The 23211-nt window shown below is 75.4% G+C and carries 24 protein-coding genes and 1 riboswitch; of the genes, 16 read left to right on the top strand and 8 right to left on the bottom strand.

What is annotated here, in order from left to right; genetic code table 11:
- Positions 1-7: 7 nt before the first annotated feature.
- Positions 8-1051: a reverse transcriptase family protein gene (locus tag BUB17_RS11905; protein WP_208983383.1), complete on the bottom strand. Its 1044-nt coding sequence runs from the start codon at positions 1049-1051 to the stop codon at positions 8-10.
- Positions 1052-1494: 443 nt separating this feature from the next.
- Between BUB17_RS11905 and BUB17_RS11910 the strand changes: the two genes are divergently transcribed.
- Both BUB17_RS11910 and BUB17_RS11915 read left to right on the top strand, forming a co-directional pair.
- The gene (locus BUB17_RS11910; protein ID WP_072918212.1) at positions 1495-2049 is read left to right on the top strand and encodes a hypothetical protein; all 555 of its coding nucleotides are present in this window, start codon (positions 1495-1497) and stop codon (positions 2047-2049) included.
- 137 nt (positions 2050-2186) lie between these two features.
- Entirely contained in the window at positions 2187-2627 is a 441-nt protein-coding gene (locus BUB17_RS11915) for a hypothetical protein (protein WP_072918214.1), read from the top strand.
- Positions 2628-2676: 49 nt separating this feature from the next.
- On the opposite strand, the gene BUB17_RS11920 is transcribed toward BUB17_RS11915, so the two are convergent.
- Positions 2677-2967, bottom strand: a complete 291-nt coding sequence (locus BUB17_RS11920) for a DUF1540 domain-containing protein (protein ID WP_072918216.1) — start codon at positions 2965-2967, stop codon at positions 2677-2679.
- 183 nt (positions 2968-3150) lie between these two features.
- On the opposite strand from BUB17_RS11920, the gene BUB17_RS11925 reads away from it, so the two are divergent.
- Positions 3151-3753: an ATP-binding protein gene (locus BUB17_RS11925; RefSeq protein ID WP_083606287.1), complete on the top strand. Its 603-nt coding sequence runs from the start codon at positions 3151-3153 to the stop codon at positions 3751-3753.
- Here BUB17_RS11925 and BUB17_RS11930 read toward each other — a convergent pair.
- Positions 3716-4798, bottom strand: coding sequence for a beta-carotene 15,15'-dioxygenase, Brp/Blh family (locus tag BUB17_RS11930; RefSeq protein ID WP_072918217.1), 1083 nt, complete (start codon positions 4796-4798; stop codon positions 3716-3718). The two genes, BUB17_RS11925 and BUB17_RS11930, sit on opposite strands and share 38 nt — an antisense overlap.
- Positions 4799-4908: 110 nt before the next feature.
- Between BUB17_RS11930 and BUB17_RS11935 the strand changes: the two genes are divergently transcribed.
- The 4 genes from BUB17_RS11935 to BUB17_RS11950 all read left to right on the top strand — a co-directional run bounded on the left by BUB17_RS11935 (position 4909) and on the right by BUB17_RS11950 (position 6882).
- Complete coding sequence (locus tag BUB17_RS11935) at positions 4909-5295, top strand: DUF1622 domain-containing protein (RefSeq protein WP_072918220.1); 387 nt, start codon at positions 4909-4911, stop codon at positions 5293-5295.
- Positions 5292-5624, top strand: coding sequence for a hypothetical protein (locus tag BUB17_RS11940; RefSeq protein WP_072918221.1), 333 nt, complete (start codon positions 5292-5294; stop codon positions 5622-5624). Before BUB17_RS11935 ends, BUB17_RS11940 begins: the two co-directional genes overlap by 4 nt.
- Positions 5625-5760: 136 nt before the next feature.
- On the top strand, positions 5761-5988 hold the full coding sequence (locus BUB17_RS11945) for a hypothetical protein (protein ID WP_072918223.1): 228 nt from the start codon (positions 5761-5763) through the stop codon (positions 5986-5988).
- A 72-nt stretch (positions 5989-6060) separates the two neighbouring features.
- Positions 6061-6882 carry a sulfurtransferase gene (locus tag BUB17_RS11950; protein WP_072918225.1) on the top strand — a complete coding sequence of 274 codons (822 nt, stop codon included), beginning with the start codon at positions 6061-6063 and terminating at the stop codon, positions 6880-6882.
- A 9-nt stretch (positions 6883-6891) separates the two neighbouring features.
- Here the strand turns inward: BUB17_RS11950 and BUB17_RS11955 are convergent, their stop codons facing one another.
- Positions 6892-8757 (bottom strand): putative bifunctional diguanylate cyclase/phosphodiesterase, encoded by a 1866-nt coding sequence (locus BUB17_RS11955; RefSeq protein WP_072918315.1) that lies wholly within the window; start codon positions 8755-8757, stop codon positions 6892-6894.
- Positions 8758-8955: 198 nt separating this feature from the next.
- Between BUB17_RS11955 and BUB17_RS11960 the strand changes: the two genes are divergently transcribed.
- The 5 genes from BUB17_RS11960 (at position 8956) to BUB17_RS11980 (ending at position 14516) form a co-directional block, all read left to right on the top strand.
- A complete protein-coding gene (locus tag BUB17_RS11960; protein WP_072918316.1) occupies positions 8956-10104 on the top strand; it encodes a zinc-dependent alcohol dehydrogenase in 1149 nt (382 codons plus the stop codon).
- Between the two features lie 9 nt (positions 10105-10113).
- Positions 10114-10698, top strand: a complete 585-nt coding sequence (locus BUB17_RS11965) for a hypothetical protein (protein ID WP_083606290.1) — start codon at positions 10114-10116, stop codon at positions 10696-10698.
- A 154-nt stretch (positions 10699-10852) separates the two neighbouring features.
- Positions 10853-11764 carry a glycerophosphodiester phosphodiesterase gene (locus tag BUB17_RS11970; RefSeq protein WP_175561345.1) on the top strand — a complete coding sequence of 304 codons (912 nt, stop codon included), beginning with the start codon at positions 10853-10855 and terminating at the stop codon, positions 11762-11764.
- Between the two features lie 113 nt (positions 11765-11877).
- Positions 11878-13272, top strand: a complete 1395-nt coding sequence (locus BUB17_RS11975; protein ID WP_072918228.1) for an FAD-binding oxidoreductase — start codon at positions 11878-11880, stop codon at positions 13270-13272.
- A gap of 308 nt (positions 13273-13580) precedes the next feature.
- Positions 13581-14516, top strand: a complete 936-nt coding sequence (locus BUB17_RS11980; protein WP_072918229.1) for a patatin-like phospholipase family protein — start codon at positions 13581-13583, stop codon at positions 14514-14516.
- Between the two features lie 128 nt (positions 14517-14644).
- On the opposite strand, the gene BUB17_RS11985 is transcribed toward BUB17_RS11980, so the two are convergent.
- The 4 genes from BUB17_RS11985 to BUB17_RS12000 form a co-directional block, all read right to left on the bottom strand.
- Positions 14645-15100: a quercetin 2,3-dioxygenase gene (locus BUB17_RS11985; protein ID WP_072918231.1), complete on the bottom strand. Its 456-nt coding sequence runs from the start codon at positions 15098-15100 to the stop codon at positions 14645-14647.
- Between the two features lie 19 nt (positions 15101-15119).
- On the bottom strand, positions 15120-15623 hold the full coding sequence (locus tag BUB17_RS11990) for a VOC family protein (RefSeq protein WP_072918232.1): 504 nt from the start codon (positions 15621-15623) through the stop codon (positions 15120-15122).
- 224 nt (positions 15624-15847) lie between these two features.
- A complete protein-coding gene (locus BUB17_RS11995; protein WP_072918234.1) occupies positions 15848-17008 on the bottom strand; it encodes a MalY/PatB family protein in 1161 nt (386 codons plus the stop codon).
- On the bottom strand, positions 17001-19859 hold the full coding sequence (locus BUB17_RS12000) for an FAD-binding and (Fe-S)-binding domain-containing protein (protein ID WP_072918235.1): 2859 nt from the start codon (positions 19857-19859) through the stop codon (positions 17001-17003). Before BUB17_RS12000 ends, BUB17_RS11995 begins: the two co-directional genes overlap by 8 nt.
- Before the next feature lie 341 nt (positions 19860-20200).
- Between BUB17_RS12000 and BUB17_RS12010 the strand changes: the two genes are divergently transcribed.
- The 4 genes from BUB17_RS12010 to BUB17_RS12025 all read left to right on the top strand — a co-directional run bounded on the left by BUB17_RS12010 (position 20201) and on the right by BUB17_RS12025 (position 23175).
- A complete protein-coding gene (locus BUB17_RS12010) occupies positions 20201-20650 on the top strand; it encodes a nuclear transport factor 2 family protein (RefSeq protein WP_072918237.1) in 450 nt (149 codons plus the stop codon).
- A gap of 149 nt (positions 20651-20799) precedes the next feature.
- Positions 20800-21309, top strand: coding sequence for an inorganic diphosphatase (locus BUB17_RS12015; protein ID WP_072918238.1), 510 nt, complete (start codon positions 20800-20802; stop codon positions 21307-21309).
- A gap of 308 nt (positions 21310-21617) precedes the next feature.
- A riboswitch (cyclic di-AMP (ydaO/yuaA leader) is annotated at positions 21618-21765 on the top strand.
- Positions 21766-22266, top strand: a complete 501-nt coding sequence (locus BUB17_RS12020; RefSeq protein WP_072918240.1) for a transglycosylase SLT domain-containing protein — start codon at positions 21766-21768, stop codon at positions 22264-22266.
- A gap of 285 nt (positions 22267-22551) precedes the next feature.
- On the top strand, positions 22552-23175 hold the full coding sequence (locus tag BUB17_RS12025) for a polysaccharide deacetylase family protein (protein ID WP_072918241.1): 624 nt from the start codon (positions 22552-22554) through the stop codon (positions 23173-23175).
- The last annotated feature ends 36 nt before the right edge of the window (positions 23176-23211 follow it).

Below are 23211 nucleotides of genomic sequence, written 5' to 3' on the forward strand. Positions count from 1 at the left end.
CCGGGGGTCAGCTCCAGTCGATGCGCGCGGCCAGGGCGTGCAGCCGCTCGCCGAGCACCGGGTCCAGCGCGGCGGCCCAGGCCACCCGGCCGAGGACGTGCTCACGGAAGGTCGCCGGATCGTGCCCGCGGGTCTGGGTGGCCCAGCCGTGCCGGGCGCAGTTGTGCAGCAGCGCGCGCAGCGCGTCGCGCTCCGGTCGGGGCAGCGTGGGCCGGGCGTTGACGACCGCCCCGAGCACCCGCTGCCGGGAGCCTGCCCCGGCGACCCGGGTCTTGGCCGGGTCGACCCGGAACCCCTCCTCGGCGGCGACCTCGGTGACCAGCGCGGCGAGCCGGTCGCCCCGGATCCGCCGGTCGCCGGAGAAGGTCAGGTCGTCGACGTACCGGGTGTAGCGGGCGCCGCAGCTCGCGGCGAGGCCGGCCAGCCGGCGGTCGAGGCGGAAGCAGACCAGGTTGGCCAGCGCCGGCGAGGTCGGGGCACCCTGGGGCAGGTGCGGCGCGGCCAGCCGCCGGTGCCGCTCCCGCGCCTCCACTCCGCCGGGCAGCGGCAGGGCGCGCCACACCGACACCGGCGCGGTCGTCGTTCCGAGTGCGGTGACCAGGTGGGCGACCGGCTCGGTCAGCCCGGCGGTGCCCTGCAGCAGACCCCAGACCCGCGGGGCGGACACCGAGGCGAAGAACGCCTCGAGGTCCATGCCGAGGACGAGGGCGCGGCCGGCCTGCGGCGCGGCTGCCGTCCGCACCGACCGGCCCAGCACGCAGCCGTGGGCGGCGTCGTGCACCGGGATCGGGGCGAGCACGTGCCGCAGCAGCCGCCGCTGGGCCTCCTTGAGCCGCGGCTTGGGCTCGGCGAGCAGCCGCAGCCGGCCGCGGCGCTCGACCGCGTGCCAGCGGTAGTGGCGCAGCGGTTCGTCGACGGTGCGCTCCAGGACGCGGACGTCAGCGAACCAGGCGAGGTCGGCCTGGTCCAGGTCCAGCAGCCGGGCCAGCGCGGGGCGCGTGCGAAGCCGAGGGCGACCGCGACCCGGCGGACCATCGTCCGCCGCGACCACGGCCCGGCCAGCAGCGCCGTGGCGGTGCCCGAGGCCGCGGGGGGGAGGACCGGGTGCCGGCCGTCACCGGCGTGCGCGGCGGAGGAGGCAGCCGCTCCCTGAGGGAGTCGCCAGGTCGTGCGCGGAGCGCTCCTGGTGGCGGCTGACGCCGTGCCCTGCTCGCTGCGCTGCCCCGGGGTAGCCCCGGGGAGACCGGCTGACGCCGGTCGTCCCGACCTCCCCGCCGCGCACGGGCGTCACCGTAGCGGCCACGGCCGCATCCGTGCTGCTTCCGGACGGGTGGCGCGGTCGCACGCGCACTCGTCCGTCGGGTGGAGGAGCAGCCGGGCGAGGAGCCCTCGATCCCCAGGGAGGGCACGGGGCACTGACAGCTCCGTCACAGGTTCCGGGTCGATCATCTCCTCGACGGCTGGACAGTCCGGCCGCGGATCGAGGAGACAACCGTGCGCAAGAAGTTGGTCGTCGCCGCCGCAGCCGGCGCTCTCACGCTCACCGGGTTGGCCGTGGCCGTCCCCGCTGTCGCCCAGACCGAGGACGCGGACAGCACGTCGACGTCCGTCGTGGACCGGATCAAGGACGCGCTCTCCGGCCTGGTCGACGACGGGTCGATCAGCCAGGAGCAGGCCGACGAAGTGGCCACCACGCTGGGCGACTCCGGCCTCGGCGGCCACTGGGGTCACGGCGGCTGGCACGGTCTGGAGGCCGCCGCCGAGGCGCTGGGCATGACCGAGGACGAGCTGCGCACCGCGCTGGAGGCCGAGGGGGCCACCCTCGCGAAGGTCGCCGAGGAGAAGGGCGTCGCAGTGGACACCCTCGTCGACGCCCTGGTCACCGCCCAGCGCGAGGGCATCGCCAAGGCCGTCGAGAGCGGGATGCCCCAGGACGTGGCCAACAAGCGGCTGGCCGACGTGGAGCAGCGGGTGACCGAGTGGGTCAACTCGACGCACGAGGACCGCCCGTGGGGCCACGGTGGCTGGTGGGGCCACCACAACGACTGACCCCTCGCGCAGCAGCGGCGCCGTCCCCGCCGGGGGCGGCGCCGCTCCGCTGTTCCCGGGAGCCGGCGGGGCTGGACGGCGGCGCCGGACGGAGGTTAGCCTCGCCTTACCCGTCGGACGGCGGGCGGGACGAGGCGATGGAGGTCCGGGTGGGGTTGCGACTGCCGGTCGGGGACGTGACCGTGCTGCTGGGGCCGGCACCAGCCCGTCGCCGGGTGATGGCCGCGCTGGACGACGACAGCGGGCGGTGCGCCTCCGGCCACTCCGCCGTCCGGGTGCACCGCCTCGCGGCCGCCGCGGACGACGACGTGCACCGGCGCATCGAGGCGATCGAGGCCGTGCGCGAGCAGGGGGCCACGATCGTGCTCATCGACCGGCTCACCGAGGGGCTGGCCGCACCCGACCGTCGCGCCGTCCTCGCAGCACTGCGCCCGGTGGCCTCCGGTGGCCGCGCCGTCCTGGTGGACGACGACGACCCGGTCGCGGCGCTGGCCGTGGCCGACGGCGCGCTGCGCGCCGACCCGGCCGGCGGGCTGACGGCCGAGTCGGTGGGGGACCTGGACTCCCTGGCCTCGTAGGCGAAGGACCCGCTGCCGGCAGGGCTCGCAGCGGAGCCGTTCCCTCAGGTCACCTGGCTTCGTAGGTGAGGCAGTCGGCGGCGTCGGTGCCCGGCCCGACGCGCACACCGGCGGCGTGGCACTCGAGCTTGTCGTTGTGCACGCAGTCGGAGCGGTGGCAGGCGCCGACCATCCCGTTGCGGTCCAGACCGGCGCGGAAGCTGATCTCCACGAAGGTGCCGCAGTGGGCGTGGTCGCCCCCCACCGTGATCGCGCCCGCGTGACAGTTGTGCTCGGCGTTGTACGAGCAGCTGCTGACGGCGCAGTCCTGAACCCGGGGCATGTCCTGGAGAGAGGTCATGCCCCAGGTTGGCACGGCCCCGGCGACCCCGCCAGCAAGCTGAGGCTCGCCTAACGCGCAGGTCAGCGAGCTGTGGACGGAACGCGAACGGGCGCACCCCACAGCGATCCCACAGCCGTCCCACCGCTGTCTCCGAGCCGTTGCGGTGACCATGGGGAGTACAGACGGAGGAGGTGACCGCACGTGGTGGTGCAGACCGGCCCGGCCCCCACCGGAGCCGACCGGGCCTCCAGGGGTGCGACACCGCACGGCGTCCTGGTGGTCGTCGGCGGGCTCCCCGGGAGCGGCAAGACGACGCTGCTGCGCCGGCTGCTGGCCGAGCGGTCGCCGGGGGTCGTCGGCCTGGACTCCGAGGACGTCGCCGCGCGGGTGCAGGCGGCGGGCGCGCGCCTCCCGTACCGCCTGGTCCGGCCGCTGGTGCACGCCTGGCACCGGATCCGGGTGCTCCGCGTCGTCTCCGGGCCCGCGCCGGTCGTCGTCCTCACCGACCCCTGGACCCGCCTGTGGTGGCGGGCCGCCGTCCTGCGCGCCGCGCAGCGTGCCGGACGCTCGGTGCGGCTGGTGCTGCTGAACGCGTCCCAGGAACTCGCCGAGAGCGGGCAGACCGCACGCGGGCGGGCCGTCCCGGCACGGTCGATGCGCCGGCACGCCATCCGCTGGAGCTCCCTGCTGCAGACCGTCACGGAGCCGGCCGGGGGAGCCGGGACGGACCCGGTGACCGTCGTGGACCGGCCGGGGGCCGACCGGCTCACCCTCGCCGACGTCCTCGGCGAGCCGGCGGCCTGAGGCCGTCCCGGCCCGGCGGGCGGTGAGCGGCGTCCAGCCAGCCGACGACGAGGACGTGCGGCAGCGTCAGCGCGGCCAGCAGCGGCAGGTCGGTGGCCACGAAGGCACGCCACCCACCGGCGGCCGACCACAGCAGCCACAACACGCCGAGGACGGCGGCCGTCGGCAGCGCGGCCCGGACCGCGAAGCGGCGCAGCGGCCGGCCGATCCGGCCGGCGGCCAGGTCGTCAGTGCTGCCCGGGTCCTCGGCGACCACGCGGGCCACGTGCCGCACGGAGTGCCAGCAGCCGAAGTAGACGCCAAAGGCTGCCAGCGGCGGGACGACGAGCACCAGGACGACGAGACCGGCCAGTTCGGCCGCCTCCAGCCGGTGCCGCCGCCGCACCAGCTGCGCCGTCAGGAGCGCCGCGGCCGGCAGCACGACCGCGAGCACCGCCGTCCGCACGCCCGGCGGGAGCGTTCCGTCGGTGCCGGGGACGACGGCCGCGACGACCGCCGCCGTCCCGGCCGTCCCGCGGGCCAGGGGCACGAGCAGCACGACGGCGCCCACGACGAGCGCCGCGGCCGCCCGGCGCCGCACCGGGCGGCCGGCGCGCAGGTCGGCGAAGGAGGTCTCCCCGCTGCCGAAGTGCCAGGCGGAGACGGCGGCGAACACCAGCAGGGCGGGGCCCGGCCACGCGCGGAAGGCCAGCCAGGCCCCGGCGGCCAGCGCGGCGTAACCGGCGGCGAAGCCGGCCACCCGGGACAGCGGCCAGCGCAGCCGCGTGGCGGGCACCAGGTGGTCGACCGCACCGTGCGGCAGGCCGAGCAGCAGGCCCGCGACCAGCACGACCCACGCGGCGTCGCCCCATCCACCGGGGACGGCCAGCTCGACCAGGACGACGGCGGCCACGGCCGCGCCCGAGACCGCCGTCGCGGCCCGGGCCGGTGCCTCGAAGGGCGCCGTGGAGTGCCCTCCGGGGGCGGGGGGCGCAGCCGGCTCCTGCCCGGGACGCCGATCGCCGCCGCTGCGCAGCGCGCGAGCGCGCGCGTCCGAGGGCGTCACTCGATTCCTCCCGGGAGCCGGTGGGATCCGGAACGGCCGGTACCCGCCGAACAGGCGAGCCCACCTCGACGAGCCGGGTGCTGCCGGAACGTGCTGGGTAGGGCGCGGCCGTGGAGGAACTGCTGGTGGAGGTGGTCGGTGTCCTCGTCCCCATCGTGGAGGCGTGCGGCGCCGTGGTGATCGTCGTCGGGGCGCTGTGGGCCTTCGCCCGCTTCGTGGTCGTCGGCCTGCGCGAGCGCGACGCCGGCGCGTTCGTGCCGGTCCGGCTCACCCTGGGCCGCTTCCTGGCGCTGGGCCTGGAGTTCCAGCTGGCCAGCGACGTGCTGCGGACGGCGGTGGCACCCAGCTTCCGCGAGCTCGGCCAGCTCGCCGCGGTGGCGGCGATCCGGACGGCGCTGAACTACTTCCTCGCCAAGGAGATCGCCGAGGAGCGCCGCCAGCTCGCCGAGGAACGGGCCGACGAGGGCACCGGGTCGCGGCAGGCGCGTGCCACGTGACCGCGGCGCTGCAGGAGGTCGCCGGGACGCTGGCGCTGCTGGTCACCGCGGCGGCGCTGCTGGCCGGCCTGGTGGCGCTGGTCGCGACCCGACGTCCCGCGGCGGCGCTGCCGGTGTTCCTCGACCTGCTCGTCGCCGCCGGTCTGCTGCGGCTGGTCGGCGAAACGGGCTGGCCGGCGCTCGCCACCGCCGCGGCGGTCCTCCTGCTGCGCCGGCTGATCGGCCTCGGCCTGCGCACCGGCGGGCGGACCTGGGCCTCGACGCGGCCGGACCGGGCACTCCGGGCGCCTGTTCTCCGGCGGCTGCTGCGCCCGGCCTGGCGCGCCTGAGCCCAGATCCGCTCGGCATGGTGCCGCTACGCAGGGCGAGGGCGCGCCTGGCGAGCGTTGACGACCGGGACCGCGCCCGGTTGGTTTCTGGAACCGGGTGTCGAACAGAGATGCCCCGGGCCAGGGGGAGCACGGTATGCCGGCGTGGACGGTGCAGGTCGTGGAGGACCAGGACGAGCGGGTCGAGGCCGGGATGCTGGTCACCGAGGGGGGAGCGCTCATCGCGTTCTCCGACGAAGGGCTGGTGCTGCGTGCCTGGGCTCCCGGCCAGTGGCGCACCGTGCGCCACCTCGAGCCGGCGGAGGCGTTCCCGGGCGGGGCGGGCACCATGGACCACGTGCTGACCTGGCTGCCTCGGGACTGAGGCAGCCGCTTCGCGCGTGCGGGGGCCCGGGCGCGACCGCAGGTGACCCGTTCCGGTCGTAGGGTCGCCGCCGTGCTGCCTCCCGTCGTCGACCTGTCCTGGCTGCGCGCGCACCGCTCCGAGGTCGTGCTGGCCGACGTGCGCTGGTACCTGGACGGCCGGTCCGGTCGCGCCGCCTACGACGCCGGGCACCTGCCGGGCGCGGTCTTCGTCGACCTCGACCGGTGGCTGGCCGCGCCCGCCGACCCCGCTGCCGGACGCCACCCGCTGCCTGAGCCGGAGGTCTTCGCCGAGGGCATGGCCGGGCTGGGCGTCGGCGACGCCGATCCCGTGGTGGCCTACGACGACGCCGGCGGGGTGGTCGCCGCCCGGCTGGTCTGGATGCTGCGGGTGACCGGGCACGACGCGGCCCTGCTCGACGGGGGCACGGCGGCGTGGGACGGGCCGCTGGAGCGTGCCGTCCCGGAGCGGGCCCCGGCGGTGTTCACCGCCCGCCCGTGGCCGGCGGAGCGGCTGGCCGGGGTCGACGACGTCCTCGACCCGGCCGCAGTGGTGCTCGACGCGCGCGACCCCGAGCGCTACCGCGGGGACCGGGAGCCGGTGGACCCGCGCGCCGGCCACGTGCCCGGCGCGGTCAACGTGCCGTGCCGGGCCAATCTCGGCGTCGATGACCGCTTCCTGCCGGTCGAGCAGCTGCGCGCGACCTTCGCCGCGGCCGGGGTCACCGCCGACACCGACGTGGTGTCCTACTGCGGCTCGGGGGTGACGGCCTGCCACAACCTGCTCGCGCTGGAACTGGCGGGCCTCCCGCACGGGCGGCTCCACCCTGGCTCCTGGTCGCAGTACAGCGCCGACCCGGACCGGCCGGTCGCCGTGGGCGACCGGCCGTCCTGACCGGGTCGGTCAGGACCGGACGGCGAGCAGCGCCTCCGTGCGGGGCAGCGGCACCTCCACGGAGGTGGCCGGGTCCTGGACGGCGGCCGGCTGGGGACGGCCGAACAGGTAGCCCTGGGCGTGCGAGCAGGCCAGCCGGCCGAGGACGGCGTGCTGCTCCTCGGTCTCGACGCCCTCGGCGACCACCTCGAGCTCGAGGCTGCGGGCCAGCTCGATGATCGAGGCCACCAGGGTGGTCGACCGCCCGCCGGAGCCCAGGTCCTGCACGAAGCTGCGGTCGATCTTCACGACGTCCGCGGGCAGGCGGCGCAGGTAGGACAGGCTCGAGTAACCGGTGCCGAAGTCGTCGATCGCGATGCGGACGCCCAGGCCGCGCAGCGCCCGGAGGACGTCGACCACCGCCTCCACGTCGTCGATGAGCACGCCCTCGGTCACCTCGAGGGTCAGCTGCGCTGCGGGCAGCCCGCTGTCGGCCAGCGCCGCCCGCACGGTGGACACCACGTCGTCGTCGAGCAGCTGGCGGGGGGAGAGGTTGACCGCGATGTCGATCGGCCGACCGGCCTCCCGCGACCACTGCGCGGCCTGGCGGGTCGCCTCCGTCAGCACCCACCGGCCGATCTCGACGATCGCGCCGCTCTCCTCGGCCAGCGGGATGAACTCCAGGGGCGGGACGAGCCCACGGGTGGGGTGCTGCCAGCGCAGCAGCGCCTCGTAGCCGGTGGTCACGCCCTCGCCCAGCTCGACGGTCGGCTGGTAGTGCACGGCGAGCTGGCCCTCGGCGACGGCGGAGTCGAGGTCGGTGATCAGCTCGGCCTTGGCCTGGGCGGCCCGCTCCATGCCCTCGGCGTACACGACCACGCGGTTCTTGCCGGAGGACTTGGCCAGGTACATCGCCAGGTCGGCGTTGCGCAGCAACGTGTCCGCGGAGCGGTCCCCGGCCGAGGTGGAGTCGGCGACGCCGATGCTCACCCGCACGTGGATCGCCCGGCCGTCGACGACCACGGGGTCGGCCAGGGCGCCGAGCACCCGCTCGCCGACCTCCGCGGCCGTGCGGGCGGAGCCGGCGACCACGACGGCGAACTCGTCCCCGCCCAGCCGGGCCACCTGGTCGACCGAGCGCACGCAGCCGGTGATCCGCTGGCTGACCGTGGTCAGCAGCTCGTCGCCGACGGCGTGCCCGCGGGAGTCGTTGACGTCCTTGAAGTCGTCGAGGTCGAGGAACAGCACGCTGGTGGGACCCGAGCGCCGGGCCAGCATCCGGGCGGTGGTCTCCAGCAGCAGGGTGCGGTTGGCCAGGCCGGTGAGCGGGTCGCGCAGCCCCTGCTGCTCGTTGAGCCGCCAGGCGGCGAGGTGGGCCAGGCTCGCGGCCAGCACGAACGCCCCGTGCACGAGGGACCACGTCCACGGCGAGTGCTGCGCGCTGCCGTGCCCGAACACCGCCTGCGGGAACAGCGTGCCGACGACGCCGTGGTGGGCGAGGACGACGGCCAGCGCCATCCCGAAGGGCACCCAGTTCTGGTACAGCGCGGCGAGGCCGACCATGACGAAGAAGTGGAAGTGCGCCTCGGTGAGGCCCTCCATCAGGTAGACCAGGACCACCGAGGCGGCGAGGAGGGACGCCGTGGCCGCCGCCGAGCGCAGCCCGCGGCCGGCGCCGGGCAGCACCGTGAACACCAGCGGGTAGGCGACCGCGAGCGCGAGCAGCCCGGCGGTCAGCGGCGACCGGCCGAGCAGCAGCGCCATGACGCCCAGGCCCACCGCCTGCCCCCCGGCGACCCGGAGGACCGCGCGGTGCCGGCGGCGCCAGACCTCCTCCGGCAGGTGCCGGCCCTCGGGCAGGGCTGTCGCGAGCCGCTCGTGCAGTGCGGTGAACATGCAGGTGTCCTCGGCCTCGCGGCCCGGCTCCTCCAGCGCTGCCCGGCGGGCCTCACCCGTCCGGGGGAACCGGTGCCCGGGTCGCCCCGACTGGCCGCCGGCCGGCCGGTCGGTCAGGGTGCGGAGGACGCCGGGGAGCCGTTCCCGGCGGACGGGGGGCGGTCGCTCTGCCACCCGCGAGTGCGAGGAGGTCCTGCGATGCGGGCCATGGTCTACCGGGGTCCCTACAAGGTGCGGGTCGAGGAGAAGGACGTCCCCGCCATCGAGCACCCCAACGACGCCATCGTGCGCGTCACGCTGGCCGCGATCTGCGGCTCGGACCTGCACCTCTACCACGGCCTCATGCCGGACACCCGGATCGGGCACACCTTCGGCCACGAGTTCATCGGGATCGTGGAGCAGGTCGGGTCCTCGGTGCAGAACCTGCAGGTCGGCGACCGGGTGATGGTGCCCTTCAACATCTTCTGCGGGTCGTGCTGGTTCTGCGTCCGGGGCCTGTACTCCAACTGCCACAACGTCAATCCCAACGCCACCGCGGTCGGCGGCATCTACGGCTACTCGCACACCACCGGCGGCTACGACGGCGGCCAGTCGCAGTACGTGCGCGTGCCGTTCGCCGACGTCGGTCCGGTGCGGATCCCCGAGTGGATGCACGACGAGGACGCCGTCCTGCTGACCGACGCCGCCGCGACCGGGTACTTCGGCGCGCAGCTGGGCGACATCGCCGAGGGCGACACGGTCGTCGTCCTCGGTGCCGGGCCGGTCGGCCTGATCGCGGCCCAGTCCTCGTGGCTGATGGGGGCGGGGCGGGTGATCGTCGTCGACCACCTGCAGGAGCGCCTGGAGAAGGCGCGGACCATGGCCTACGCCGAGACCCTGGACTACGACGAGTACGACGACGTCGTGGTCGAGCTGAAGAAGCAGACCGACCACCTCGGCGCCGACGTCGTCATCGACGCGGTCGGCGCGGAGGCCGACGGGAACTTCCTGCAGCAGGTGACCGGGACCAAGCTCAAGCTGCAGGGCGGCTCCCCGGTCGCGCTGAACTGGGCGATCGACGGCGTGCGCAAGGGCGGCACGGTCTCCGTCGTCGGCGCGTACGGGCCGATCCCGAACGCGGTCAAGTTCGGCGACGCGCTGAACAAGGGGCTCACCCTGCGGATGAACCAGACGCCGGTGAAGCGCCAGTGGCCGCGGATGTTCGAGCACGTGCGCAACGGCCACCTGACGCCGCGGGCGATGGTCACCCACCGGTTCCCGCTGGAGCACATCGCCGAGGCCTACCACGTGTTCTCCGCCAAGCTCGACGGCTGCATCAAGCCGCTGGTCCTGCCTGACGCGGCCTGAGGAGGAACCGTGACCGACCCCGCCATCCCGAGCGCGTACGTCCGGGACAAGCGCACACCGACCGAGACCCGCGAGCAGCTGCGGGCCCGGATCCCCGGCTGGGGGGCCGATCTGGACCCCGCGGACCGGCCGTCGCACCCCCGGCTGCAGTACGCGCCGGACACCACCGGCGCGCACTGGGACTTCCCGGAGCGCCAGCCGGAGAAGGAGCCGCGCGAGCGGTCGATCGAGCACGCCTTCCTCACCCCGGTCTTCGGCACCGCGCAGCCGCTGAGGGGACTCTCCGGGGCCATCCGGAAGCTGGCCTACCGGCGGTTCAGCGAGGGCCGGCTGGCGCACTGGCTGCTGCTCATCGTGGGCGACCGGGTCGACGCGTGGGGGAGCCACCTGCGCTCGTTCGCCTCCGGGCGCCCGGACGTGCCGGCGACCGGGCTGCGCAGCGAGCTCACCCGCGGCGGGCTGCGCTCGCGGCGCGGGCGCAGCGACGCGCGGCACCAGGTCCTCGACCCGGTGCTCGTGGCCGGGCCCTGGGTCGCCGCTGCGGCCGTGACCTGGACCGGCGTCCGCCGGCTGGTGCGGGCCCTGCGCCGCTGACCGGACCGGATGGCGCCGTTCCCCATCGACGTGCGCCGACCGCGGCGGTGGAATGGACGCCGAACGGCCTGCCCGAGCCTCGTCCCGAACAGAGGGGACGCCGTCCATGACGCCCATCGGGGTGCCCCGGCCCCGCAGTGAGCCCGTCGGAGCCGTGCCCCGCCCACCCGCGGCCCGGGTGTTCGGCGGCGGGCCGGCGCTCATCGGGCACCGGGGCCTGGGCTGCGGGGTCGTGCGCGGCCACCCGGAGAACACCCTCGGGTCGTTCACGGCGGCGGCCGCGCTGGGGATGACCTGGGTGGAGGCCGACGTCCGGCGGACGGCGGACGACGTCCTGGTGGTGGCGCACGACGAGGCGTACCCGGACGGCACCCGCGTGGCCGACATCGGCGCGGCTGAGGCCGACCGGCGCGGCACGCTCCGGCTGCACACACTGCTGGAGCGGCTGCCGCCCGAGGTCGGGCTGGATGTGGACCTCAAGTCCGCGATCGACGACAGCCTGCGATCGCCGGCGCGCACCACCGCGGCCCTGCTGGCGCTCGTCGTGGCCGCCGAGGCGCGCCGCCGTCAGCTGCTGGTCACGTCCTTCGACCCCGCGGCGCTGGGCACGCTGCGCGCCCAGGCGCCCTCGCTGCCGCTGGGCTGGCTCACCTGGCACCGGTTCCCCCTCGACGCCGCAGTGGCCGCCTGCGCGCACATGGACGTCGACGTCCTCGGGCTGCACGTGGGGTCCCTCGCCGACCGCGGGACCGGAACGGTCGACCCGATCACCGTCGCCGACACGTTGCCGTTCGTGCACGGCGCCGGGCGCCGCCTGATGGTCTGGTGCCCGGACGTCCACCTGGCCGGTGCGCTGCTCGAGGCGGGCGCCGACGCCGTGGTGGTGGACGGGGTCCCGGCTGCCCTGGAGTCCCTCAGGGCTCGGGGGGCACGGGTGCGTTCGGCGGTCGGCGGCGGGCTGGGTGGCGACGGCGCGCCGTCCGGCGTCCCCGGTGGCGCGCCGCCCGGCGGTGGCCCCGCCGGCACCCCGCCGACCGGCGCACCCCCAGCCCCGCCGTCGACCTGACCGCTGCCGGCGGCGGTCGGCAGCCGGGCAGACGGGGTCCTTTCGCCCCTGGAGAGCCGTCGGCGCCCGGCGGAGCATGGCCGGAGGACGACCCGGCCGGACGAGGGGGCGCCATGACCACCTCAGTGCTGCGACCCGATCTGGACGACCTGCGCACCCGGGTGACGGGCACCGTGACCGGGCGCGACGACCCGGGCTACGACGGCGCCCGCGCCGTGTGGAACGGGATGGTGGACCGCCGTCCCTGGGCCGTGGTCCGCGCGGCCGGCGTGGGCGACGTCGCCCCGGTCATCGCGTACGCCCGGGAGCACGGACTGGCTCTGGCCGTGCGCGGCGGTGGCCACAACGTCGCCGGCAACGGCGCGGTCGACGACGGCCTCGTGCTGGACCTCGCGGACCTGCACGCGGTGTCCGTCGACCCGGCGGCGCCGACCGTGCGCGTCGAGGCGGGCGCCACGCTGGCCCACGTCGACGCGGCCACGGAGCCGCACGGGCTCGTCGTCCCGGGCGGGGTCGTGTCCACCACCGGGGTCGCGGGGCTCACCCTCGGCGGGGGCGTCGGCTGGCTCACCCGGCCGCACGGGCTGGCCGCCGACAACCTCGTCTCGGTGGAGCTGGTGACCGCCGACGGCCGGCAGCTCACGGCCGACGCGAACGAGCACCCCGACCTCTTCTGGGCCGTGCACGGTGGCGGTGGCAACTTCGGCGTCGTCACCGCCTTCACGTTCCGTGCCTACCCGCACGGGCCGCGCGTGTTCGCCGGCAACCTCGTCTACCGGCAGGACCGATGGCGGCAGGCGTGGACCGCGCTGGAGGAGTGGACCCGGGACCTGCCGGACGCGATGACGCCGATCACGACGACCATGACCCCACCGCCCGTCGCCGAGATGGGGGACGAGCCCCTGCTGCTGGTCGGGTTCGCCTGGGCCGCGCCCGACCGCGCCACCGGGGAGGCCCTGGTCGGCCGGCTGCGGGAGCTCGCCCCGCCGGACGAGGAGGAGGTCGGCGACATGCGCTGGGTCGAGTGGCAACAGGCCTTCGACCCCGTCTTCCCCAAGGGCGTCCGGGCGTACTGGCGCAACACCTCGTTCGACCGGCTGGACGACCCGGTGATCGAGGTCCTGGTCCGCCGGGGGGCCGAGCAGACCTGGACCGGCACCGCGTTCGACGTCCACCTCATGGGCGGCGCGTTCGGCCGCGTGCCGGAGGGAGCGACCCCGTTCCCCAACCGGGCCGCCCGGTTCTGGCTGAACATCTACGGCTTCTGGGGCGATCCGGCCGACGACGCCGACCGGGTCGCGTTCGTCCGGGGCCTGTCCGCGGACATGGAGCCGTTCGCCACCGGGGGTCAGTACGTCAACTTCCAGGGGCACGAGCCGGCCGGGCACCGCGGGTCCGACCCCCGCACGGTCTTCGGACCGGGGAAGTACGAGCGGCTCGTCGAGGTCAAGCGGCGCTACGACCCGGGGAACCTCTTCCACGTGAACCACAACATCCCACCCGGGTGAGGTCCCGAGGGCGGACGGGGGCACGAGCGGCCACTGGACGACGGACGGCCCGGTGGGTGCCCGAGGTCTGCAGCGGGCTACCGGCTGGTGCAGACCTCGCCTGCGCTAGACCGTCGAGGGACCCGGAGCAGGACCTGTCCCACCTGACGGTGAGCCCGCCCGAGGTCATCGAGGGTGGGGTGGTCCTGCGCCTCGGCACGTGACCCGGCGGACCGGGTGGCGCACCCCCGTCGGGTACGTGCCGGTGCGGCAGCGACCGCCGGGCTGGGAGATGGTGGGCACCTCGATGCGAGGGGGAGGCACTCCAGATGAGAACGGTCGCGATCGCGTGTCAGGGCGGCGGCAGCCACACGGCGTTCACCGGCGGTGTGCTGCAACGTCTGCTGGCCGACGAGGACCACAGGGTGGTGGCGCTGTCCGGCACCTCGGGTGGCGCGGTCTGCGCCCTGCTGGCCTGGTACGGCCTGCTGACCGGCGGCGCGGCCGAGGCCGGCCGGCTGCTGGAGCGCTTCTGGGAGGACAACGCGGCCACCACGCTGAGCGACAGGGCGGCGAACGCCTGGCTGGTCGGGCTGGCCCGGCTGGAGGGGCGGGTGACGCTCCCGACGGTGAGCCCCTACCTCTATCCGGACGTCGCCGGTCCGGCCTTCACCGACCTGCTGACCCGCCACGTGGACGTCGACCGGCTGGCCCGGCTGCAGGAGTCCCCGCCGGAGGACCAGCCGCTGCTGCTCGTCGGCGCCGTCGACGTGCTGAGCGGCGACTTCCAGGCCTTCTCCAGCCGGCGCGGGGAGATCACCGCGAACGCCGTGCTGGCCTCGGCCGCCGTTCCGCTGCTCTTCCGCGCCGTCGAGGAGCGGGGCCGGCACTACTGGGACGGGCTGTTCAGCCAGAACCCGCCGGTGCGCCAACTGCCCGACGCCGGCCCGGACGAGATCTGGGTGGTCCGGGTCAACCCGCGCGCGCGGGCCACCGAGCCGAGGACGGTGGGTGACATCGCGGACCGGCGGAACGAGCTGGCCGGCAACCTGTCGCTGGAGCAGGAGCTGTTCTTCATCCGCAGGGTCAGCGAGTGGGCGGACCGGCTCGGCGACCCGTACCGGCGCATCGAGATCCGTGAGATCACCCTGGACCTCGACCTCGACCTGCCCAGCAAGCTGGACCGCAGGCCCGCGTTCCTCCGCCGGCTGTTCGGCGCGGGCCGGGAGCGGGCGGACGCCTTCCTGGCCGGGCTGCCCGGCTGACCGCAGGCCGTACGGGGACCTGCGGATCGCCGGATCCTCGACCCTCGTGGGCCCCGGGGGCGATTCGCGCACAGGACGGCGGCGTCTCGGGTGACGGCGTCACGGAGCTGGTGGCGGGCCGGTGATCGTCACCCCGTACTCGCTGAGCACCTGGGCGAGTCGCTCCACCGCCTCCGGAGGGGAGGCCCGGGGACGGGCGGCAGTTCGGTCCCGGGATCGCTGGGCGTGCCGTCGGTCACGAAGAACTGGTCGAACCCGGCCGGTGTGAGGAGCAGGAGGAAGCGCGCGGTGTCGCTGCGGATCCGGTAGGCGTGCTCGGTGCCGGCAGGCAGGTGCAGGGAGTCGCCGGCCGACACGTCCGTGTGCTCGCCGTCGGACCAGCCGTCGAGGGCTCCGTCGAGGACGACGAACGTCTCGGCCTCGCGGGTGTGCCGATGGAGCGGCGACCCCGCTCCCTGCTTCCCGACGTGCTCGATGAGCGCGAGGCTCCCGCCGGTGTCCTGGCCGGTGAGGCGGACCCGGAGGCGGAGGCCCAGGTGGTCGTAGGTGTCGCCCGCGGCGGCACGGATCAGGCGAGTGGACATGGTCGCTCCTCCGGACCGCTCAGCTCCGGGCCAGCGGTCCGGCGCCGCGGTCACGGGCGCGTCCGAGCGCCACCTCCTGCAGGTCGTCGGTGCGCAGGACCCCGTCCGACGGGACACCCGCGTGCCGCTGGGTCGTGTAGAACCGCACCTCGTGGCCGTCGGGGTCGTGGGTGGAGGGGAGGATCCACCCGATCGACGTACGGTGCACGCCGCCGTGCTCGTCCCCCAGCGCGGTGAGCCGGACGGCCAGGTCGTGCATGTCCTCCTCGGACGGCACGCCGATCGAGAAGTAGTCGAACCCCGCCACCGCGGCAGCCCGATCCGGGTCGAGCCGGAGGGCGAGCTCCGGACCACCGCGGGGGTGGGACAGCGCCACTCCCCTCAGGAAGCCGTCCTCGACGAACTCGATGTGCAGTCGGTAGCCGAGCCGGCTCTCGTACCACGCGCGGGACCGGGCCAGGTCGCTGACCGGCAGCTTGAGGTGGTGGACGCCGTCCAGGCGTGGCGTGTCCGTGGCGGTCATGGTCGTCCCCCTCGTCCGTGGTCGGCCCCGCTCGCTCCGCGGAGCGGTGCTCCCGGATCCCGACCCGGTCCCGAGGGGCGGGTGCGGGTAGCAGCGGTGAGGTCGACCCCCACCCCGTCACGATGGCGGAGGGTCGTCACCGCTCCGTCACCCGTGCGTCGCGCCCGGGCGTGACGCACGTGGCGGGGACGGCTGGGAGGCGAGCCGCACGGCGCCGGTCGCGGTCAGCGGCCGGCCAGCGCCGCACCCATCTGCTCGACGACCCGCACCAGCACCGGACGCGGGCTCGCGACGTTCAGCCGGACGAACTGCCGGCCGGCGGCGCCGCACAGGAGGCCGTCGGTCAGGGCCACCCCGGCCCGCTCGAGGAAGAAGGTGCCGGGCTCGGCCAGGCCGAGGCCCCGGCAGTCGAGCCAGGCGAGGTAGGTGCCCTCCGGCGGGGTGTACCGGACGCCGGGCAGGTGCTCGGCGACCAGGTCGGCGAGCAGCCGCCGGTTGCCGTCCAGGTAGGCCAGGACGCCGTCCAGCCAGCCGGCGCCGGCCGTGTAGGCGGCGGTGTTGGCGACGACGCCCAGGGTCGAGGCGCCGTGCTCGGCGTGCAGCCCCACCCGGGTCCACAGGTCGGTGTCGGCGGCGTTCGACAGCACCAGCTGCGCGCACTTCAGGCCCGGCAGGTTCCACGCCTTGGACGCCGAGGTCGCGCTGACCGCGTGCCCCGCCGGGACCTCGCCCAGGGAGGCGTAGGGCACGTGCCGGTGTCCCTGGTACACCAGCGGCGCGTGGATCTCGTCGGAGAACACCCGGCCGCCGTGCCGCTCGACCACCTCGGCGACCGCCGTCATCTCCGCGGGCTCCAGCACCCGGCCGATCGGGTTGTGCGGGTTGCACAGCACCAGCAGGTGGCCGCCGGTCCGGAACGCGGCGTCCAGCGCGTCGAGGTCGTAGACGTACCGGTCGCCGGCCCGGGTCATCGGCACCTCGACGACCTCGCGGCCCAGCGCCGGCGGCAGGGTCAGGAAGGGCATGTAGGCCGGCGTCGGCAGGATGACCGGGCTGCCCGGCCGGGAGAAGTGCTCGATCGCGGCCGCCAGGGCGGCCAGGACGTCGGCCACCGGGCGCACCTGCTCCGGCGGCACCGACCAGCCGTACCGGTCGGCCGACCACGCCGCGTACGCCTCCGACATGCCCCGAAGCAGCGCCGGCGGCAGGTAGCCGAAGGCGGCGGCGTCCACCGCCGCGTGCAGCGCCTGGGTCACGGCCGGCGCGGTGCCGAAGTCCATCTCCGCGACGAAGGACCCGATCGCCTCGGGGTACAGCGACCACTTGAGGCTGCCGCGGCTCCGCAGCTCCTCGACGGACAGGTCGTCGAACCCGGGATCAGGCACGGGGAGCCCGGGCCAGCAGCTGGGCCAGGTGCACGCCGTCGCGGCCGGCGAGCTGGTCGAGCTGGGTGCGGCAGGAGAAACCGTCGGCGAGCACGACGGCGTCCGGCCCCGCGGCCCGGACCGCGGGCAGCAGCTGGTGCTCGGCGATCGCCACCGACACCTCGTGGTGCCCGCGCTCGACGCCCCAGTTGCCGGCCAGCCCGCAGCAGCCGCCGACCCGGGTCACCGTGGCGCCGGCCTCGCGCAGCAGCCGCTCGTCGGTGGCCCACCCGAGGACGGCGTGGTGGTGGCAGTGCGGCTGGGCGACGACCTCGACCCCGGCCAGGGACGGCGGCGTCCAGCCCGGCGTCTCGCGCAGCAGCTCGGCCAGCGTGCGGGTGCCCGCGGCGACCCGTTCCGCCATGGCTCGCCCGCCCGCCCCGTCGCCGACCAGCTCCAGGGCCTCGTGCCGCAGCACCGCGGTGCACGAGGGCTCCACGCCGACCACCGGGATCCCGTCGTCCACCAGCGGGGCCAGCAGCTCGACGGTGCGGCCCAGGGTGCGGCGGGCGGCGTCCAGCTGGCCGGTGGTGATCCAGGTCAGCCCGCAGCACGCCTCGGCCGGCGGCACCTGCACCCGGTAGCCGGCGTCCTCCAGCACCGCCGCCGTGGCGAGCGCCACCTCGGGGTCGAAGTGGTCGGTGAAGGAGTCGACCCACAGTGCGACCGGGCGGCCGCTCCCGGGCGGCACCGGTCGCTGCGCCCACTGCTGCCGGAAGGTGCGGTCGGCGAACGCCGGGAGCGAGCGGCGCTGGTCGACGCCGGCGCCCCACTTGGCCAGCCGGCCGCCGAGGCGTGACCTGGTCACCGCGTTGGCCAGCCGGGGCATGCGGGCGGCGACGTCGGCCCAGCGCGGCAGCCAGCCCAGCGTGTAGTGCGACCGCGGACGCAGCCGGCGGCGGTAGCTCTGGTGCAGCACCTCGGCCTTGTAGGAGGCCATGTCCACGCCGGTGGGGCAGTCCCGCGAGCAGCCCTTGCAGGACAGGCACAGGTCGAGGGCCGCGTGCACCTCCGGCGAGCGCCAGTCCCGCACCGGTCCGCCCGGCGCGAGCATCTCCTGCAGCACGCGCGCCCGGCCGCGGGTGGTGTCCTTCTCCTCCCGCGTCGCCGGCCACGACGGGCACATCACCCCGCCACTGGCCTGCAGGTCGGCCCGGCACTTGCCGACCCCGGTGCAGCGGTGCACGGCGGCGGAGAAGTCGCCGCCGTCGTGCCGGTAGGCCAGCGCCAGGGTGGGCAGGGAGGTCACCGTCGCCCGCGGTGCGGCGGCCATCCGGATGTCGTCCTCGACCCGTGCCGGGCGCACCAGGACGCCGGGGTTGAGCACGTCGGCCGGGTCGAACAGGCCCTTGACCCGCTCGAACAGGCCCAGCACGTGCGGCGAGTACATCGCCGACAGCAGCTCGCTGCGCGCCCGGCCGTCGCCGTGCTCGCCGGAGACCGAGCCGCCGTAACGGGCCACCAGCGCGGCGGCGTCGGTCACGAACGCCCGGTAGGCCTCCCGGCCGCGGTCCTCGCCGCGCCCGAGCGGGAAGTCGATCCGCACGTGCACGCAGCCGTCGCCGAAGTGGCCGTACGGGACGCCCTGCAGGCCGTGCTGGTCCAGCAGCGCCTCGAACTCGCGCAGGTAGGCACCGAGCTGCTCGACCGGGACGGCGGCGTCCTCCCAGCCGGCGTGCGCGGGGCGCCCGTCAGAGGTGCGGGCGGCCAGGCCGGCGCCGTCCTCGCGGATCCGCCAGATCGCCGCGGCCTCCGCCGCATCGGTGACCACCAGGGAGTCCAGCGCCCCGGCGTCGGCGAGCACGCCCCCCGCCTTGGCCTCGATCTCGGCGACGCTGTCGCCGGTCAGCTCGACGATCAGCCACCCGTCGCCGCGGGGCAGGTCGGGCACGACCGCCGCGGGGACGTCGCGCAGCCGCTGCACGATCCGCTGGTCGAGCCCCTCGACGGCGGTCGGTTCGTGCGGCAGCAACCCGGGCGTGGCGTCGGCGGCCTCGGCCATCGACCGGTAGCCGAGCACGACCAGGCCGCGGAACGGGGCGTCGGTGACCAGTCGGACGGTCGCGCCCAGCACCACCGCGAGGGTGCCCTCGCTGCCCACGAGCGCGCGGGCGACGTCGAAGCCGCGTTCGGGCAGCAGGTGCTCGAGCGAGTAGCCCGACACCTGCCGGCCGAAGCGGCCGAGCTCGGTGCGGATCGCCGCCAGCTCGCCGTCCACCAGGTCGTGCAGCCGGTCCAGCACGCCGCCGGCGGAAGCGCCGTCGGCGCCCAGCCGCAGCCGCTCGCCGGCGCCGGTGACGACCTGGAGGCCGACCACGTTGTCCGATGTCCGGCCGTAGCCCAGGGCGCGTGACCCGCAGGCGTTGTTGCCGATCATCCCGCCGATGGTGCAGCGGTTGTGCGTGCTCGGGTCGGGGCCGAAGCGCAGCCCGTGCGGCCGGGCCGCGGTCTGCAGCGCCGCCTGCACCACGCCGGGGTCGACGGTCGCCGTCCGGGCCTCGGGGTCGATGCCGTGCACGCGGGACAGGTACCGGCTGGTGTCCAGGACGACGCCGGGGCCGACCGCGTTGCCGGCGATCGAGGTGCCCGCGCCTCGTGCGGTGAACGGCACCCCGAGCTCCCGGCAGACGGCGAGGGTCGCCTCGATCTCGTCGGGGTGCCGCGGGCGCACCACGGCGCGGGGGAGCACCCGGTACAGCGAGCCGTCGGAGGAGTACAGCGACCGGGCCAGGCCGGAGTCGTCGACGTCGCCGACCCCTGCGCGGCGCAACGCCGCCGTCAGGTCGGTCGCCACGTCCGGTGCCAGCGTCATCAGCGTTCCCCCGTCGGCGTCGGTGCAGGGTCGCCGCGCCGTTCCCGCAGGAGCCGGTGCGCCGCCCTCTCTTCTACACCTGTCGCTCCTGCCCGGGCACCAGCGCCGACTTCTGTGCGGACGCGCTGGCCCCTTCGACGTGCACGCGTTGGAGGTCCTGGGCGACCCGGTACGACGGCGCATCCTCGAGCTGCTCGCCGACGGGGAGCGGTCGGCCGGGGACACCGCCGCCGTCGTGCAGCGCGAGTCCGGCAGCTCCCGGACGCCGTCCGCCGGGTCCGGACCCCCGGTCGGGACGTCGGCCCCTGGCCCGGTCGGCCGCTGCCCACCAGCCTGGGCGGGTGGCCTTCGACGTCGAGCGGCTGCTGCGGCTGTGGTCGGACCCCCTGCCGGTGGATGACGGCGCCGCCGCCGCGGCCTTCCGCGAGCTCTACGCCGACCCGGTGACGGTCAACGGCACGCCCATGGCGCCGGCTGACCTCGTCGCCCGGGCGCGGGCGGTGCAGCACGCCTTCGCCCCGGTGCAGCGGGAGGTGCTGTCGGTGGTCGAGCAGGGCGACCGGGTGGCCGTGGCGTTCCGGATGGGCGGCCGTCAGGTCGGCACCTGGACGACGTCCGCCGGTCCGCTGCCGGCCACCGGGCGGGAGTGCTGGCTGCGGGTGGTCGACGTCCTCACCGTCGCCGACGGCCGGATCACCGACATCGTCATGGTCGCCGACGAGCTCGGGGTCCTGGTCGGCCTGGACGCCGTCCGGCTGCGCGTCCCCGCCGACGCGGGAACCGGCGACTGAGCCGGCCGGTGTCCCCGAGCCGCCCGCGGCCGGCTTGACGGACGGCGGGCACCGGGCCAGGGTCGCCTGGCGACGACGGACCCAGCCGGTGACCACCGCCGCTGCTCGGCCACTCCGGGCTCTGGGGTCCCACCGAGGAGGGGGAGTCCGTGGAGGTCGACGTGATCGTCGAGGTCCCCAAGGGATCCCGGAACAGGTACGAGTACGACCAGCGGCTCGGCCGGATCCGGCTCGACCGGATGCTCTTCACCGCGACCAGCTATCCGGGCGACTACGGGTTCGTCCCGGAGACGCTGGCCGAGGACGGCGACCCGATCGACGCCCTCCTGCTCCTCGCCGAGCCCACCTTCCCCGGCTGCCTCGTCCGCGCCCGGGTCATCGCCGTGTTCTGGGTGCACGACAAGCGGGGCCCGGACGCCAAGCTGCTGTGCGTTCCCGCGACCGACCCGCGGCAGCTCCACCTGCAGGAGCTGGAGGACGTGCCGATGCACCAGATCGCCGAGATCTGGCACTTCTTCGAGATCTACGAGGCCCTGGCGCCGGACAAGTCGGCCGAGACCCGCGGCTGGGAGCGCCGGGGGAAGGCCATCGAGGCGCTGGAGGACGCCCGGCGCAGGTACGCCGACCAGCTCACGACGGCCACCGCCACCGAGGGCTGACCGGGTCCGAGGCCGGGCCCTCGACCGGGGTCTCGGCCAGCCGCCCAGGAGCCGCTCGTGTCCCTCGGTGGACGCCGATGACGTGCGACGTCAGGTGTGGGCGACCCGTCCTGCCCGGACGAGGATCCGGCCCAGGCCGCCGGTCCTTCCACAGCTCGCGAGCTCACTCACGGCTCCTCCCGGGTGGGTGCGGACCCGGAGAGGCACCGGTGCGTTTGCTGTGATGTGCACCACAGCCTACGTTCGGATCGCCCGCACCCGCGGGACGGTCCGGCAGCACACGCCAAATCCTGCCGCTGGCCGGGCCGACCTCTTCTCAGCCGAGGCAGGAACGGGAGATCGCAGGAACTCCGGGCCGCGCCCGCGGCCCTCGGGGTGAAGCCGTGACCGCCGCGGCCGGGCAGTCCTCCCGCCCGAACCCGACAGCTCATCCCGCAGGCGTGCTTGGGGGATCCCATGCACCAGCACACCCTCGGCCTGCGTCGTCCCGTCCGGGCGGTGCCACCCCTCCGCCTCGGCATCGTGGTGGTCCTGGCGCTCATCGCCCTCGCAGTACCGGCCCCGGCGACGGCAGCCGCTGACGCCTCGGCCAGCGCCGCAGCAGACCTGTGCGCGGAGGTCGCTTCGCAGGCCGGCTTCAGCGGCGACAGGCTCGTCACCGCGGTCGCGGTGGGCATGGGGGAGTCGTCCTGTCGTCCGGACGCGTACAACGCCAACGGCCCGACGAAGGGCTGTCCGAACGGCTCGGTGGACCGCGGGCTCTGGCAGATCAACAACTGCTGGCACCCCTCGGTCTCCAAGAACTGTGCCTACGACGCCCAGTGCAACGCCAACGCCGCCTACCGGATCTCCGCCAAGGGCGCCAACTTCAAGCCGTGGGTGGCATACACCAACGGCTCGTACGAGAAGCACCTGGACGCGGCCCGAGCCGCGGTCAGCCGACTCAGTCGGACCTAGGTCGCGGTGGACGCACGTGCCCGTGCCCGGACCTGCGACGCGCTGCGGAGTACGCCAGCGGTGTCGGCGTGCCCCATCACGGCGAACCCACCTGGACGACCCCGGCGGCGCGGTGAGCCGAACCGAACTCCCGCCACGTCTGCTGACACCTGCTCCCGGCACTGTGTCCGCACGAGCCGGCGCAGGTCCACCAGAACGCGCCCGAAGGTGAGCAGCGGCCGCAGAGTGGGCCGCGACCCCGCGTCGGGACCCCCGGTTCCGAGACCACGTCCGAAGCGCTGGATCGTGCCCGTCATCAGCACACTGCTGCTGGTGCTGCTCGCGCCGCCGGCGTCCGCGGGGACGGGGACGCAGCAGTGTGCAGCCGGCCACGTCCGGCTCACCTTCGACGACGGTCCCCACCCGACCGCCACACCCGACATCCTGGACACGCTGGCGGACCGGGGAGCGAAGGCGACGTTCTTCGTCACCGGTGAGATGACCGCTGCCCGACCGGACATCGTGCGTCGCGCCAGCGAGGAGGGGCACAGGATCGGGAACCACTCGTGGAACCACCCGGAGCTCACCACGCTGGACCGGGCGCAGGTGCGATCCCAGCTGCAGCGCACCAACGAGGTCATCGAGCGGGCCACGGGCGACACTCCCGGCGAGTGGCGCCCGCCGTACGGGGCCACGAACGACCTCGTGGCGGGGGCGGCCGGGGACGTCGGCCTGGACTCGATGCTGCTGTGGACCGTCGACCCCCGCGACTGGGCGGATCCGCCGGCGACGACGACCCGGGACCGGGTGCTGCAGGGCGTGCGGCCGGGGAGCATCGTGCTGCTGCACGACAGCACGGGGCGGAACACCCCCGCTGCCCTGCCCATGATCCTGGACGGGCTGGCCTCGAGGGGGTACTGCACGCAGTGAGGGTCTCCTCCCGGGACGTGCCGCTCCCGGAGGCGG

This window comes from Geodermatophilus obscurus (assembly GCF_900143215.1).
Lineage (GTDB): Bacteria > Actinomycetota > Actinomycetes > Mycobacteriales > Geodermatophilaceae > Geodermatophilus > Geodermatophilus obscurus_A.

Bases quoted from the DNA above. Each gene is read 5' to 3' on its own strand.
- BUB17_RS11945 (WP_072918223.1), top strand. From the start codon at position 5,761: ATGCCGGCGTGGACGGTGCAGGTCGTGGAGGACCAGGACGAGCGGGTC.
- BUB17_RS11915 (WP_072918214.1), top strand. From the start codon at position 2,187: ATGGAGGTCCGGGTGGGGTTGCGACTGCCGGTCGGGGACGTGACCGTG.
- BUB17_RS11985 (WP_072918231.1), bottom strand. From the start codon at position 15,100: ATGTCCACTCGCCTGATCCGTGCCGCCGCGGGCGACACCTACGACCAC.
- BUB17_RS11990 (WP_072918232.1), bottom strand. From the start codon at position 15,623: ATGACCGCCACGGACACGCCACGCCTGGACGGCGTCCACCACCTCAAG.
- BUB17_RS11980 (WP_072918229.1), top strand. From the start codon at position 13,581: ATGAGAACGGTCGCGATCGCGTGTCAGGGCGGCGGCAGCCACACGGCG.
- BUB17_RS12000 (WP_072918235.1), bottom strand. From the start codon at position 19,859: ATGACGCTGGCACCGGACGTGGCGACCGACCTGACGGCGGCGTTGCGC.
- BUB17_RS11975 (WP_072918228.1), top strand. From the start codon at position 11,878: ATGACCACCTCAGTGCTGCGACCCGATCTGGACGACCTGCGCACCCGG.
- BUB17_RS12020 (WP_072918240.1), top strand. From the start codon at position 21,766: ATGCACCAGCACACCCTCGGCCTGCGTCGTCCCGTCCGGGCGGTGCCA.
- BUB17_RS11955 (WP_072918315.1), bottom strand. From the start codon at position 8,757: ATGTTCACCGCACTGCACGAGCGGCTCGCGACAGCCCTGCCCGAGGGC.
- BUB17_RS11960 (WP_072918316.1), top strand. From the start codon at position 8,956: ATGCGGGCCATGGTCTACCGGGGTCCCTACAAGGTGCGGGTCGAGGAG.
- BUB17_RS11920 (WP_072918216.1), bottom strand. From the start codon at position 2,967: ATGACCTCTCTCCAGGACATGCCCCGGGTTCAGGACTGCGCCGTCAGC.